Here is a 15579-nt window from a genome sequence, read left to right on the forward strand (position 1 = left end):
TGGTAAATTCAGGCTTTAACGCTAATATCTCCCCTCATCATTAAATAATTAAACCCTCAATTTATTTATAATCCCTTGATTATATTTGTAAAAATCAATTTAGAGTCTCTTTTTCAATTTTAATAATCAAAAAACACTCGAATTATTCTTGTACTGAACAATGGAATAGTTGTACCATTACCACACACGGAACAACTGGAGCACAAAGAAAATATGGAAATTACCATTGATATAGAAGATCCAATACCTTTATTTACTCAACTCGTTGAGCAAATAAAGGCAGCAATCATCGAGAGTAAAATTAAACCAGGTGACTCGCTGCCTTCTATTAGGCAGCTAGCGAATGATTTAGAGCTCAATAGTAAGACGGTTGCTAAAGCTTATAAGTTATTGGAGCGCGACTTAGTCATTCAAAGCAGAGGTTATCGGGGGACATTTGTTCATCCTGAAGCGCTAATAAATAGCAAAATGGATTTAAATGCTGACGTTATAGCCCAGTTGAACTTCGCAATTTCAGCATGTAAAAAAGCTGGCGTTACCGACTCAGAAATACGTATTGCATTTAGCAGTGCAATGAACAGTAAAAACAATTAAGGAGAAGAAAATGTCAATTAACATTTTATTTTACGCTTTATTTTTAAGCCAGATTATACTCATTTCATATTACTACCCTAAACAAATTATCAACCGAATTGAGGGCGTTTTAAAAAAATTTCCGCCTGAGGACTACCCAAAGCTTTATCCTGAATCTACCGAAAAAGTCATTGCGGCTAAAGCTCGCTATAAGTTACTCAATCAAATAATATTCTTTGCGGGTCTAGCGCTGATGGGAGTTTATGCGCTTATGTCGACCGAATATGATAGCAACCAAAAGTTTGCCGAAAGCCTGCCTTTAATGTTTGGTATGGTACAGTTCATTCCATTTATGCTCTTAGAAATCTCAGGCTGCCGTCAGTTCAAATTGATGAGGAAAGCCAATATAAGTACCAGTCGTTCAGCCGGTTTAGCACCGCGGAAGCTATTTGATTATGTATCCCCGATAGCCGTGATATCAGCGATAGTCTTAGTACTTGCTTATATATTATTTGACTTATACGTGAATGACTTCATATTCACTCATGACATAATGATTAAAATATTGGCGCTTAGCTTAGTACACGCCTTATTTATAGGTTTAACCATTTGGCATTTAACGGGGAAGCGTTTAGACCCATACCAAGCAGTAAAAGACCGAAGCCAACAAACTGAATTCTCTTTACAATCTATGGTTTCAGTAAGTATGTTTTTAAGTCTATTTTTAATAGCAAACTCTGCTGTCGATTTTTATCAATTAGGGTATTTAGAAATTATTATTAACAGTATCTATTTCCAAGTTATCGCTTTTTTGGGTATAGGTGGCATGTTAAAAACTATTAGGTTAGATAACATTAATTTTGATGTATATAAGGCGGATAAATCGGTCGTCTAGTTAATGATCAGTCAATAATGTTAAACTCTGATGGCTCATCTACAAGGTATCTCTTTTGTAGGTGAGCCCTTATTATCAGCACTACTATTAAGCCCCTTCATAATTTTGTTCTGATTTCATCCCTTCAATGTTAATAATTTTAGAGCGGTTTAATGTTATTTTAAAGCGTTGAACATATTGTTGAGTTTGGCTGCCCACTACTTTTTGTTCTTGCACTACGGCTAAATTTATTTGATAGCGCCGCTCAACACTTTGATTCGATATTTTACTACCATCAAGTGCATACAAGCGGCCTTCACCTTTTTTCAAAAAACGTACAAACGGTGTTAAGTTGAAAAAAACTTGGTGCTGTATTTCTTTAAAGCCAGGCATAAACTCTTTTGCCAGAACTTTTGAGTCACAGCGAAAATGTAATAACTGCGCCGCTTGCTTATTTTGTTGACGGCGCTTTTGAAAGTGCTTGTCGACAATATTGGGTAAATCTTTTTTATCTATATAATCAAGCCATAACGTTTGCATAGACATTTTATTTTTTGATAAGCTATCGGTAAACACGTGCTGCCATTTTGGGCGACCACGTTGAATTTTTCGCCAAATATAACGTGTTAGATCATCTTTAAAAATTTCACGGATACCATAAATCACCCCTAAGAAGGTGATCAATACTAAGGTTACTTCTGTGAAAGCTGACCGAGCATTTAGCACAATAGACATAACAAATGCCATGACAACGGTGGTAATACTGCCACGAACTAAACGTTTTAAATTGTCATCTAAATCATGTGTCGTTCTCTTAAATACAACACCAAACTCACTTAAACGTTGTAATAACCGCATTTTATTAGTGATGCGGTTAGGGTCCGCGAGGGTGATTTTTGAATTATATTGCTGCTGCTTTCGATAGTTATTTTCTTGGCGACATAACTCGAATAAGGACTCTCGTGACTCAGAATAATCAGAGCTTTTTGGTCCATTAGCCAATAAATTAAGAAATGACTGCTCGGTATGCCAACTTAAATAGTTGTCAACATTTTCAAAGTAAGAGCTTAATTTTGGATCTAATGGGGTATATCGGCGTAGTTTCTTTAACAGATTTTGTGTTTGATCAACAAGTTCGAGCGCAGATTGATAAAATATTTCAATATCGTCTTCTTGTAATGCCTGCTTAATATCTGTTTCGAGTGCTATTCTGAATTGGTATGAGAATAAATTTAAGTTACTGCGGTAATCGCCCTTTTCACCTTTTTTTTGGCTAATAAATCGGCTTCTGACTAAGGGAAGATGCACTTGACGAGAAAAGTAAGCACTATGACTTCTGATACTGCTATGGAAGTAATTTTCTTCACTGAGAGTGATGGCATTAATCCCCATTTCTTCGGGGATTGAAAAATAGAGGTCAAAACGTTGTGATTCTTGTTGTGATAATTGCTGGTTAACTTTAAATGATAAATTTTCATCTTGCGTTAAACTGATTTTTTTCACTTAATTATCCTCTCCTGCTTACTCCGATTGATAGTTAAGTATCTGTCAATTTAACTATTTTTACCATAATTGTATCAATAAAAAAGGCTAAGGAATATCTCCTTAGCCTTCGTTTATTTATGGGGGTGAGCTATTTATCCACAGCACTTTTTATATTTTTTTGTACTTCCACAAGAACAAGGATCGTTTCTGCTTGGTGTTTTATCAAAACGTTGCGTTTTAGGCGTATTTAGCACCGCTTCAAGCTCAACTATGTTTTCCTTTTCGTCAGCATTAATTTCAATATTGGCAATAAAATTATGCTCTGCAACAATAACTAAAATTTCTTCTTGTCTTTCTTTTGATGTAACAACAAGCGTTAACGGCTTTGCTGCGCTACCAAGCTTAATATCACGATTAGGTTTGTAACCTGCAGTTCCGTGAGTCCCCATAACATCAGGAGTTCCTCGATAGAAAAATTTAGACATAATATGCACCTTTATTAAATGTGAGTGCCGAATGCTCAGCCATTAAAAATTCGCGCGAATTCTAACAGCTAAAAGCCATTTTTGCTAAATTTATATACGCCTTTATTACTAATTTTATAATCATCTTAGCAATATAACCAATGACTTCACATGATAATGATTATCATTTACAATGCAATTATATTTAAGCTGTAGGACAGGTTAGTCCTATGGCAACCTGATCATTTATGAAAACTAAAACTCATCTTTCACCCTCCACTTTGATAGATCTGATGGAAAGTCAGCGTTATGGTGTTGAATATCAGCCTATTGTTTGCATCAAAAGCCAAGAAATATATGCCTATGAATGTTTATCACGGTTTTTCACTAAAGATAACTCAGCGATACGACCTGATCTTGTTTATTCTTCTTTACATGACAGTCCACTCAGTTTGTTTCAAGTAGAATACCAACAAAAAAAATTACAACTCGCCTATGCTCCCAATAAGGTAGACATTTTTGTTAATTTAGACCAAGACTCTTATTTTTCAACGGGGACTTTAAAAGATGACAATCCATTTTTGAAATTATTTAAAGGTTTTCAAAAATCTAAAATCATTGTTGAGCTCATCGAAAATTCAGAAATAAACGATGCTATTATGAGCTTAGCGATGATTGATAATCTATCAAAAAATAACATTCATACCGCTATCGACGATCTCTGTAATCCACAATCAATGGTGTCGATGGCTGTTATTCAACTTGTTGAATATATCAAACTTGACAGATATGTCGTCACTAATAGGTCTAACCGTAACTTTATGTTACTCGTTGAGTCGATGATCAACTATGCACGAAATACCGGTAAAAAGGTTATCTTAGAAGGCGTAGAAACCGCAGAAGATTTACGCTTCGCAAAACAGTTGAATGTTGATTTTGTTCAAGGTTTTTTTTACCAAAAACAATTTAAAAAGGTAAGTTAATTTATTAATCATAAGACTTTCCATAAAATCTTCTTTTATTATTTTTCAATAAAATATGAATAAGCACAATAAAACCATCACTGTTTGTAAAGATCACCGATGAAGTCACTGTGATTTTATAAAAATAAAGCCAGCATTGATGCTGGCTTTATACATATGAAGTCAATTAATATGATTATCTAATAAAATTTAAAAATAAAAACATCGGTCAGACGTTTAACCAATCACTATTTTCTGATGCCTTCTATATGTAATTCTAATTCAACATGTGATGAAGCAGGCCCTAACGTGTCTGGAATACCAAAATCAGCTAAACCAATTTTTGTTGTACCGCTAAAGCCAACACGGTAACCACCCCAAGGATCTTTACCCTCGCCAATTTTTATCGCGTCAATAATAATGTCTTTACTAACACCGTGTAAGGTTAAAGTCCCGTTAATGGCTAATTTATTTTGACCTTTATCAGTAATGCTAGTGCTAATAAACTTTGCACTTCCAAACTTGTCGACATCAAGAAAATCATCGCTACGTACATGCTTATCACGTTCAGCATGATTGGTGTTTAAACTGTTTGTATCGACGAACATTTCAATTTTAGCTGAAGATAGATCCGCAGCATCATAACTAAAACTGCCGCTAAATTTATCAAAACGCCCCGTTAACCAGCTATAACCTAAATGTTGAATCTTAAAGTTTACTGAGGCATGAGCGCCTTTATAGTCTACGACATAATCTGCTGCATTGGCAGTTGACGTAAAAGCGGGTGCAAAAAGTAATGCTGAAAGTGTTGACGCAAGTAATAATTTTTTCATGTGATCCCTTTTAAAATAGTTGAGTTGAATGTTTTAGTTAAGTCTATTTATTGTTTATCCGATCGATATCCAAGCATTCTTTTTAGCGTTGTATCTTTATCGATAAAGTGATGTTTCAGTGCAGCTAATGCATGCAAAACAACTACGGATATTAGTACGTAAGCAAGATATTTATGTACCATGCCAGAAAGATCTTCTTGGTCAGTAAATAGCTCACCAAAACTTATTACCGATATTAATTCAAACACCTCTATGGCACGTCCATCAGCTGTTGAAATTAAATAGCCACTGATCATTAGAATAAATAGCGCGCCATACAAAAAAATATGCACTAAACGGCCTAATTTTTTTTCTATGTCAGTATGAGTTTCAATGGCCTGTGGCTTTACTTGAACAAGACGTAAGATAGTACGGACAACCATGACTAAAAACAAAAGGATCCCTATACTTTTATGAAGATCGGGGCCTTGCTTATACCAAGGATCATAATACCCCAGATCTACCATCCAGTAGCCTAATGTAAAGAGTCCGACAACGGTTATGGCAACTAGCCAGTGTAAAATAATAGTGCCCCAACCATAGTGGTTTATCGTATTTCTCATTTTAATTCCGATATTCATCAATACTGTGCGGTGATTTTATTGTTAATAATAGTATATGAATATTAATAATGTATTAAGTACGTAAATAGTGACTCAATGTTTCCATTTAGTCACTAATGGCGTCAATATGAGATTGAAAACTCTAAAGATATGACAGCTAGTTTTCCCTCTCAGGGTAAATATGAGTCAAGCCACGTTGTAGCACCAATAATATAACTTTACTGACTTAATCAATCTGCTAACGATCACCAATCAAGTCCTTTTTGTGCTTTAACTCCCGCTTTAAAAGCATGTTTGATTGGTTGTACTTCTGATACCGTATCTGCCAATTCAATTAACCGACGATGACAGGCACGGCCGGTAATTAATACGTGCTGCATTTTAGGGCGATTATTTAACGCCTCGATAATTTCGTCTAACTCAATATAGCCATATTTCACCATGTAAGTCATTTCATCGAGTAAAACAATATCAAGTGTTTCGTCACTGAGCATTTCTTTACTTCTTTGCCATGCAACTTTTGCTGCGGCTAAATCAGTTTCAGTACTTTGCGTTTCCCAAGTAAACCCCGTGCCCATCACATGATGCTGAACCGAGAATTGCTTTAAAATATTCATTTCGCCGCATTCCCACTTACTGCCTTTAATGAATTGTACAACACCCGCTTTTTGCCCATGACCAATAGCGCGTAATACGGTACCAAAACCAGAAGTACTTTTGCCTTTGCCATTACCGGTTATAACAACAAAAACACCGCGCTCTTCTGTCGCTTGAGCAATTCGTTCATCAACATTGGCTTTAATTTTCTTTTGGCGTTCAATATGTTTTTGTTCTTTCGCAGCTGCTTTTTCAGCGTCTTTATTCACATCACTCATAATATTCTCATTCTATTTAATCATTACGCTATTAATTGCGCTATTCATTACTGCTCAATATTAACTTACCTGTTTCAGGATCGCGATAAACTTGGCCCATTGACTGATAACCTTCTTGGTTTTTTAGTTTATTTTTCAATGCTTCAGGTGTTGAGGTTAGTTCTTTATCTATAGAATTAAACGGCTGGATTTTCGCTGAAGATAGCTTATCTGTTAGTACTCTAACTGATTCATCTAAAAATATTACCCTAATTAGGATTTAGTGCCGCCATGATTGCTGTAAATCTAAGATATCCGCGCCAATATTCTGTAGACCGAGAGGATAATTATAGTAAACAATAGCCACTTTTTTGTTTTAGTTACCGTGAGTTTTTAATACTAACCAACCATTCACCCGTACTTATAAATGCTCCATTTTTTTCTCAGCACTTGGCTAATCGATAATCTCTCCCCCATTAATGGGCCTAATTTTGTACTAGAAAAAGTGCGTTTTATTAAATATACGTAATGCTAAGCTAGGATTACTAGGAAGATACCAGTGCATATATGAAGCAATAATATTGTTATGCAGATAAACCAACTCACCAACGCGTCCACTTGGATGATGGATAGTTTGGCAACTTGGTTCTAAATCAATTTCTGCGGATGAGTAATGGAAACTGTGCCCACGCATTATATTACTGCTTGTACTTACATTATCAGAGGTATCTTCACCTTTATTAAATGATGGTAAGTCGACCCACTGTGAACCAATTGCGGCAAGTTGTTTCTGCATCGTCGCCTTGCCTGGCATTAATCCAACCATAGAGAATTGTTGACCAGACATATCGGTAAGCTTATCCAGCAAATATAACATGCCGCCACACTCTGCAATTATGGGCTTATTGCTTGAAGCGAAATCTCTCACCTCATTAATAAAAGTGACATTGTTCATTAACTGCTCAGCATATAATTCTGGATAGCCACCCGGAATATACAACACATCACCGTCAGGTAAGTGAGTATCGGTAAGTGCAGAACAATAAATAAGTTCTGCACCCGCTTGTGCTAAAAAAGCAATATTCGCCGCATAAATAAAACTAAAAGCGCTATCTCGAACAATTATGACACGGGTACCTAACAATGCTTGATGGATAACATTTTTTAAACTGTCTTTTTCTCGCGTAAAAAATTCAACTTTTTCAGGTAAATCGGTCAGTCCCGTATTCGCTATATGACTAGCTGCTTGATTGAGTTGTTCATCAATATCAACGAGTTCTTGCGCCTGCACTAAACCTAGATGCCGCTCTGGCAAAGTTATCGTTTCATCTTTTGGGATACGGCCATAAAAGCGTAATTCACTTGGCAAGTTACTACTGAGCATTTCAGCATGTCGATCTGAATTTACTCGATTACCAATAACACCAGAAAAGGGTAAGTTTTCTCTAAATTTAGCTAAACCAAAAGCCACTGCGGCAAAAGTTTGAGCCATTGCCTTAGCATCAATAACACCCAAAACAGGGATGTTAAAATGTTGAGCTAAGTCCGCACTACTAGGGGTGCCATCAAACAATCCCATCACGCCTTCGATTAAAATCAGATCTGAGTCTTGCGCTGCACGATAAAGTAGCGCTTGGCAACCCTGCTCACCGACTAACCATAGATCTAATTGATAAACTAATTCGCCACTGGCTTTACGTAATATCATCGGGTCAATAAAATCTGGCCCGACTTTAAATACTGTTACTTTACGGCCTTGATTACGGTGATAACGGGCAAGCGCAGCTGTGACTGTTGTTTTTCCAGAGCCAGAATGCGGTGCAGCAATAATGAGTGCTGAACACATAACACCACTGCCTTTTTTATACTCGGACTTATCTTTAAATGGGAGTGTCTTTTTATTAGATAACGCCATTAATTGTCTCTTCTATTTAATTATTTTTATCGTGTTGGTTGTCGATTATATTTGTCATTATTGCTTTTCATTTTGAGGCGAAACTACAATCGACCATTTACGTGTGTATTAGCGTTTATTGATTTTTCCTTGAAAAAATAACTCAAAGTAAAATCGATGACCATAGCAGAAACAACATAAAAAATAGGGTTTGAAATAGACTTAACATAATACTTGTCGACACGTGTTGCATATTCTGCCCATGACAAAACAGGGAATTTACCTGAAAACGCGTAATAACTACCATTTGAAATAAAGAAAGCAATTGAACTCGCAATAAACATAGCCAAAGCCACTTTTATAATATTGACTTGCCAAACACTTTGTTGCCAATTAGGTCGAGTATAAAAGCCAGCAGTAAACATAGCAGCGTAACTCAATACTAATGCAGGGTAAGAGGTGGTAATACAATCACCAAATTGACCACGATAATAAGACGAAGCGAGATCGACGGTTACCGTTAGAATATAGAAAAACCAAAACATTTTGATATTACGTAAGTACATACCGGCTAGAAAAAATATAGCAATTGATGCACTAGGTAAATGGTTTAAACTCGCGAAATGATGTGTGCGAGTTGCAAGCATCAGCAAGGTTAATGTTGCAAAAATAGCAATGAGTAAACTGATAGGAGATTTGAGATTGATTGATTTCATAACGATTCCGTTGTTTAAAACAAATAGAGTTTTAACGGTGTAGGAAATCAAAGTCGGTATACGGTGATAATCGGACAATAAATTATTAATTCTTAGAAAAACCAATAAAAATCATTCGATCGTCAAGCAATAATTCAGGCCGTGTACGCTTCTCTGAATTACCGCCCACCGCAGTTGTCGAGCAATAGTTGTTTTATAACAACTATAAAATAGGCCGGTCTCCGGACTCCTGGTCATAGCATATGCAACACCTTCCCATATTTTCACTATTCTAATTATCTAAATAATGATTGAATACAGTGGTTTTGTTGCTGCTCACAGTTACCGTTGCGGGGGCAGTACGGGTATTTCACCCGTTTCACGTTTCATCTATAGCAGTTACGATTAATATGCGAAAAACATAAATTAACAGTAACTTAGACACCTAAATCGGCGTTAATACTACGTTATAGGTTACCGTTCTTCAAGAGGCAGAGACTAATCTTTAGTTTTATAGCGGGAGTACCCACCAAAATCAAAGGTTCATCTTTAGAGGCTGAAATAAAAAAGCCCTTATTCTCCCTGCTCCATGGTCTGTCTATCTACTTTTTTTCAAAGCTGGCAATAATAGGTACTATCATCCTTCAAAGACTAGGCACGCGATGTATAGCGAAACAGCTTTACCCAGTGGGTAAACCACAAAGCGCAAATTGAGATGCAGGTACGGTGTGACGTTAAGATTATATTAGTGGGTTGCGTGAAAGTTATCGGGCTGTTGCTGCCATCCATTTAACATTCCCCTCCCAATTTAAGAAGAAAAGTTTAAAGTCCGTATCAAGCATCGGTTTTGCAATATGATACCCTTGGGCAACATCACAGCCAATTTCTTTAAGCTTTTGGTATTGTTCTTCGGTCTCAATACCTTCCGCTGTCGTTTTAATCTTCAATGATTTGGCTAAATTAACCACAGCGTCCAATATTAAGACTTTATTGCTCACTTCATTCAAGTCATCAACAAAGCTTTTGTCTATTTTTAAATAATCTAAGGAAAATTGATGTAAGTAACTTAGCGATGAAAAACCTGTACCAAAGTCATCCAAGGCGACTGGTATGCGAAGATTTTTTAAAATATCTAAATGTCTTTTCACTGCATCAATATTTAAAATTAAACTTTCTTCAGTAATTTCTACACACAACCGTTCGGTGGTAACTGCAGAGAGATGATGTTGCGATTGCAAATAATGAATAAAATCTTGTGACGCAAAGCCTGATGTTGATACATTAACACTCAGCTTAAATACTTTAGGTAGCCAAGGAGCCCAAAGGTTGAGTTTACTCATAGCGAGCTTTAGCATATAGAGATCAAGTTGAACTATTTGACCAGATTTTTCTAAAATAGGAATAAAAAAATCTGGATACAAAAGCCCTAATTTAGGGTGTTGCCAACGTACTAAAATTTCAGCACCAATAATATCTCCCGTATCAAAATCAATCAACGGTTGATAATTACCAATAAACTCTTGATTTTTTACTGCATTATCAAAATCATACTCGACTTTCACATTAATTAATTTATTTTGTTCTTCAAGTGCTTCAAAAAACACATATTGGTTGCGACCTTTCAACTTTGCTTGGTACATAGCATGGTCCGCATCAATCAATAACTGTTCTGCGCTTTCACTCGTATTGCTATAGGTTGCTATACCAATACTTACACTACTGGAAATATTCAAGCCATCAATATTAAAAGCCGCGGCCATAACCGCAAGAATACTTTCAGTTATCCGACAAATGGTCTCATAATCAATATTACCATCAAGTAATATGGCGAATTCATCACCACCTAAACGAGCCAGTGTATCAGTGTTTCTTAACGTTGTTGTTATTGACTTTACAATAGCAACCAGTAACTTATCGCCAACATGGTGACCATAAGTGTCGTTAATTTTTTTAAACCTGTCCACGTCAATAAAGAGTATTGCTATATTGTCGTGACGATTATTTTGGCAATGCAAGAACGCATGTTGGATCCTATCTTTGAATAACGAACGGTTCGGTAAGTTAGTTAATGGATCATGTAAGGCTAAAAACTGTAACTTTTGCTTAGCCTCCATTCTTTCAATAGCATTATTAATATGTTTTGCAACAAACATGAGTAATTGTTTGTCTTTTTCTTGAAATAAAAACTCGGTACTATAACTTTGTACAACCACAATCCCTTTATTTATACCGCTCCCAAATGGTACCCCCAACCAAGCTTTGGGGATACTACCGCGTATATAGATTGCTTTTTCATTAAGCATCTTTTGAATGTCTTTTTCGTAAAAAAGAAAAGGTTGGTCTTTAGCTAGCGCATAACCAGTAATACTTAAGAAATTAGGATCGATGTTTATGCTTGTGAAATTAGAGGCACTGTCAAACTCATCAATAGCATAAGGAAAGTCGATCCTTTTGCCATCGTCTTTTAACAATGCAACAAAAAAGTTTTTTGCTAGGGTAAGGCGACCAATACATTGATGTAAGTATTGATAAAATTCATCAATACTTTTAGTTTTAAAAATAAGTTCAGCTATTTCAAAGAGTGCATCTTGAATTTTATTGGCATATTCTAAATTTTCAATAACTTCTTCCAAACCATCAACCCTAATGATTTGAGATATTTTCATCGCGGTTATTGTCGCTAACGCTGTCAGCGTTCTTAGGTGATATTCAGTATAAAAATTAATACTTTTATGTTCAGAATCAATGACACCTAATAATTGCTGTTTAAATAAAATAGGTACGGCTAACTCTGATAGGGTAGTTTCATCATCAACAATATAACTTTCAAATTCTCGCGTATCTTTAACTAATATTGGTTTTTTAGTAGCGGCAACCTTGCCAATAACACCTTGATTGAATGGGATGACTATCGAGTTAGATGTTGTATCTCTTATTTGGATATCACTACTTTTATCATTATTGATAGACGTTTTCTTTTCAAAGCCTGACATTCGACTTAAGGTCTGCCCACCAGCATCTAAAGTATAAATAACGGCATCGTCAAAACCGAGCTTTTCAACAATATTTTGTGCTAAATATTGCCAAATTTCACTTGGGGTATTTAATAACAAGATATCCGTAGCAAACTGGTTAGTAATGGTTAAACTTTTTATCGTTTGTGATTTAGATAGTTCGGACAAATTTATGAAGCCTAAAGTTATTTATAAAATATATATCTACGATTATTAAGCATTTTATTGCGCAAATATCGGTTCCAAGTAGAACAAATTTTTAATCTGCTGTCTATTGACCTAGACAAAATAACGCTTAATCATTCTTGTTGAAAGTTAAATAAACTCTCAAGATATAAATATCCAATCATATCTTAGCCGTGATCAAAAAAGGCAATAACATTAACATGTTATTGCCCTTTAAAATAAATATCTATAGCAATAAACTAGTGGTTTTCAGACACCATATTCACCGTGTACTTTGGAATTTCAACAACTAAGTCTTCATCTCCAACCAACGCTTGACAACCTAAACGAGATTCTGGCTCTAATCCCCAAGCTCTGTCAAGCATGTCATCTTCAAGTTCATCTGATTCAGCAATTGAATCAAAACCTTCACGAATGATCATATGACAAGTGGTACAAGCACATACTTTTTCACAGGCGTGTTCTACACCAATATCACTACGTAGCGCAACGTTAAGTACACTTTCTCCCTTTTCTGCTTCAACAACTGCACCATCTGGGCATAAGTCTTCGTTAGGAAGGAATATAATTTTCGCCATTTTCTTAGCTCCTAAAAGTTTTTAAACTTCGTCTACTGAATGTCCTGCTAATGCTGTTTTTATCGATGAATCCATACGACGTTCAGCAAAAATAGCAGTGCTTTCATTTAATATTTCAATAGCTGCTTCAATATCATCCGCAACCGTGCTTTGGGCAATCTTCGCTAACGCGTTTATTGCATTATTTATCGTGGTAATTTCATCTTGATTTAATAACGCGCTGTCATTAATCAATGCAGATTGCACTGACTCAATAACTCGCGAGGCTTCAACTTGTTGCTCTTTCAACATGCGCGCTTGAATGTCTTGTTCAGCATTGCTCATTGAATCCCGTAGCATTTGAGTAATTTCTTGCTCTTCGAGGCCAAATGAAGGCTTAACTGTTATGCCTGTTTCTATCCCTGTTGACTTTTCCATGGCTGAAACTTCTAATAATCCATCAGCATCAACTTTGAAAGTAACACGAATATGAGCAGCGCCAGCAGTCATTGCTGGAATACCGCGTAATTCAAAACGTGCTAACGATCGGCAATCTTCAACAAGCTCACGTTCACCTTGGAGCACATGTACGGCCATTGCAGTTTGACCGTCTTTAAAAGTAGTAAATTCTTGAGCTTTAGCAACAGGAATTGTTGTATTTCTAGGGATGACTTTTTCAACCAATCCGCCCATTGTTTCTAAACCAAGCGATAATGGAATGACATCAAGCAACAAAATATCGCTATCGGGCTTATTACCCGCCAAAATATCAGCTTGAATCGCGGCGCCAATGGCTACAACTTTATCGGGATCGATAGAGGTTAATGGCAGACGATTAAAATATTTTTCAACTTCCTGGCGTACCAGTGGAACACGCGTTGAACCACCGACCATAACGACTTCAATCACATCATCAATAGTAATTTCTGCATCTTTTAATGCGCGTCGACAGGCACGTAATGTTTTGGTCACTAACACATTGATCAAAGATTCAAACGTATCACGATTAATTTCGCCATGTTTTTCATCTCCATTATCTAACGTTAATGAAAAACTAATCACCGAACTTTCAGTGAGTTGCTCTTTAACATGACAAGCTTGCTGTAGCAATTGACGTTCTAATGTCGTTGATAATGGTCGTTGTAGTTCAGTCTGTTCGATGATGTGATCAACAAGAATATTGTCAAAGTCATCACCACCTAATGCAGAGTCACCACCGGTGGCTAACACTTCGAAAACGCCTTTATTTAAACGTAATACTGAAATATCAAAAGTACCACCACCTAAATCATAAACAGCAATAATACCTTCTTTCCCGCTATCTAAACCGTAAGCAACAGCCGCTGCTGTAGGCTCATTGAGTAAACGTAAAACATTTAGGTCAGCAAGTTTTGCTGCATCTTTTGTACTGTGTCGCTGAGCATCATCAAAGTAGGCAGGAACAGTTATAACAACACCGCTTAGCTCACCACCTAACGCGTGTTCAGCCCGTTTCTTTAAACTTTTTAATATTTCAGCTGACACTTGTACTGGGTTTACTTCACCGGTACGTGTAGTGATGCTTGGGTGGCTTTCGTCACCTGAGAAAGAATAAGGCAATGAAGGATATTTGTTACGAATATCAGCTAATGAGCGACCAATCAGGCGTTTGGCTGAAACGACAGTATTTTCTGGGTCACTAACCGAATGTGCTTTAGCGGCATTTCCCACTAATATTTCATTCGCTTGATAACTCACTATTGAAGGTAATATGTCTCGTCCTTCGCTGTCTACTAGGGTTTCAGACAAACCACTTTTAACACTAGCGATAAGAGAATTAGTTGTACCGAGATCAATGCCTGCGGCGAGACGATGTTCGTGAGGAACCGTACTTTGGCCGGGTTCGGCTATTTGCAATAACGCCATTTTTAGACTCTTTTATATTCGATTACGATTAACGGGCGGTATGATATTCCATTGTAAATAAAAAAACACGTCTTTGCTGTTAGTTTATTACACTAAAAATTCATTTGAATTAGCGATCATTCATCATTAAAAAGCTGATCTTCTAATTTGTCGAGATCAACGCGTAATTTTTGATAAAACTTTAATTTGCGTAAATTATTACCCGCTAATAGATTTGACTGTATTGTGTTTTCGTCAAGGTGTGCATGCATTTCTACAGCAAGGTCTTCAAAGCCAATATTTAATACTTCAGCATACGCTAAAATTGCCGCTTCATGGTCATCAGCATGCTTAACATCATCAAGCATTTCATGTAATTCCATTTGGCGCATTAAAAAGCTGTTATCACTAAACGAAGCTTGTTCGTTGGGCTGATCGCTTTCTCGTAATTCTAATAAATATTGGGCACGCATTAAGGGATTTTTCAGCGTTTGATAAGCATCGTTAATTAAGGTTGATCTTTTAACGGCAACTAATTGCTCTTGGCTTGATGCATGAGCGAACTTGTCTGGATGTACTTTTTTTTGTAGTGTTTGGTAAATATCAGCTAATTTATGAACATCAAGTTCAAACTGCGATGTAAAACCAAATATCTGAAAATAATTCACAAAAACTCCAGTAAACGGCTTAATCATAAGCCGT

The 15579-nt window shown here is 36.3% G+C and carries 14 protein-coding genes and 1 riboswitch; of the genes, 3 read left to right on the plus strand and 11 right to left on the minus strand.

Translation table 11 applies throughout. From position 1 onward, the window contains the following. The first annotated feature begins 213 nt into the window (after positions 1 to 213). On the plus strand, positions 214 to 594 hold the full coding sequence (locus H4J39_RS14735; protein ID WP_182229150.1) for a GntR family transcriptional regulator: 381 nt from the start codon (positions 214 to 216) through the stop codon (positions 592 to 594). A gap of 10 nt (positions 595 to 604) precedes the next feature. Next, the gene (locus tag H4J39_RS14740; RefSeq protein ID WP_182229151.1) at positions 605 to 1468 is read left to right on the plus strand and encodes a hypothetical protein; all 864 of its coding nucleotides are present in this window, start codon (positions 605 to 607) and stop codon (positions 1466 to 1468) included. 87 nt (positions 1469 to 1555) lie between these two features. On the opposite strand, the gene H4J39_RS14745 is transcribed toward H4J39_RS14740, so the two are convergent. Beyond that, entirely contained in the window at positions 1556 to 2950 is a 1395-nt protein-coding gene (locus tag H4J39_RS14745; RefSeq protein ID WP_182181999.1) for a hypothetical protein, read from the minus strand. 134 nt (positions 2951 to 3084) lie between these two features. Beyond that, complete coding sequence (locus tag H4J39_RS14750) at positions 3085 to 3417, minus strand: PBPRA1643 family SWIM/SEC-C metal-binding motif protein (RefSeq protein ID WP_182181998.1); 333 nt, start codon at positions 3415 to 3417, stop codon at positions 3085 to 3087. A gap of 227 nt (positions 3418 to 3644) precedes the next feature. Here H4J39_RS14750 and H4J39_RS14755 point away from each other — a divergent pair, with 227 nt between their 5' ends. After that, entirely contained in the window at positions 3645 to 4379 is a 735-nt protein-coding gene (locus H4J39_RS14755; protein ID WP_182229152.1) for an EAL domain-containing protein, read from the plus strand. Between the two features lie 227 nt (positions 4380 to 4606). On the opposite strand, the gene H4J39_RS14760 is transcribed toward H4J39_RS14755, so the two are convergent. The 9 genes from H4J39_RS14760 to hscB form a co-directional block, all read right to left on the minus strand. After that, complete coding sequence (locus H4J39_RS14760) at positions 4607 to 5191, minus strand: YceI family protein (protein WP_182229153.1); 585 nt, start codon at positions 5189 to 5191, stop codon at positions 4607 to 4609. A gap of 47 nt (positions 5192 to 5238) precedes the next feature. After that, entirely contained in the window at positions 5239 to 5793 is a 555-nt protein-coding gene (locus H4J39_RS14765) for a cytochrome b (RefSeq protein WP_220462213.1), read from the minus strand. Between the two features lie 245 nt (positions 5794 to 6038). Next, positions 6039 to 6668, minus strand: coding sequence for a cob(I)yrinic acid a,c-diamide adenosyltransferase (gene cobO, locus H4J39_RS14770; protein ID WP_182229154.1), 630 nt, complete (start codon positions 6666 to 6668; stop codon positions 6039 to 6041). Positions 6669 to 7143: 475 nt separating this feature from the next. Next, entirely contained in the window at positions 7144 to 8562 is a 1419-nt protein-coding gene (locus H4J39_RS14775) for a cobyrinate a,c-diamide synthase (RefSeq protein ID WP_259368852.1), read from the minus strand. Between the two features lie 83 nt (positions 8563 to 8645). Continuing rightward, entirely contained in the window at positions 8646 to 9257 is a 612-nt protein-coding gene (locus tag H4J39_RS14780) for a hypothetical protein (protein WP_182229155.1), read from the minus strand. Between the two features lie 194 nt (positions 9258 to 9451). Continuing rightward, positions 9452 to 9676: riboswitch (cobalamin riboswitch) on the minus strand. Positions 9677 to 10000: 324 nt separating this feature from the next. Continuing rightward, the gene (locus H4J39_RS14785; RefSeq protein ID WP_182229156.1) at positions 10001 to 12418 is read right to left on the minus strand and encodes an EAL domain-containing protein; all 2418 of its coding nucleotides are present in this window, start codon (positions 12416 to 12418) and stop codon (positions 10001 to 10003) included. Positions 12419 to 12675: 257 nt separating this feature from the next. Then, positions 12676 to 13014, minus strand: a complete 339-nt coding sequence (gene fdx / locus H4J39_RS14790) for an ISC system 2Fe-2S type ferredoxin (RefSeq protein WP_182229157.1) — start codon at positions 13012 to 13014, stop codon at positions 12676 to 12678. A gap of 21 nt (positions 13015 to 13035) precedes the next feature. Next, entirely contained in the window at positions 13036 to 14898 is a 1863-nt protein-coding gene (gene hscA / locus H4J39_RS14795; RefSeq protein WP_182229158.1) for a Fe-S protein assembly chaperone HscA, read from the minus strand. A gap of 116 nt (positions 14899 to 15014) precedes the next feature. Then, positions 15015 to 15545: a Fe-S protein assembly co-chaperone HscB gene (hscB, locus tag H4J39_RS14800; protein ID WP_182229159.1), complete on the minus strand. Its 531-nt coding sequence runs from the start codon at positions 15543 to 15545 to the stop codon at positions 15015 to 15017. Positions 15546 to 15579: the final 34 nt, after the last annotated feature.

Origin of the sequence: Colwellia sp. Bg11-12, from assembly GCF_014076955.1 — a bacterium.
Lineage (GTDB): Bacteria > Pseudomonadota > Gammaproteobacteria > Enterobacterales > Alteromonadaceae > Colwellia_A.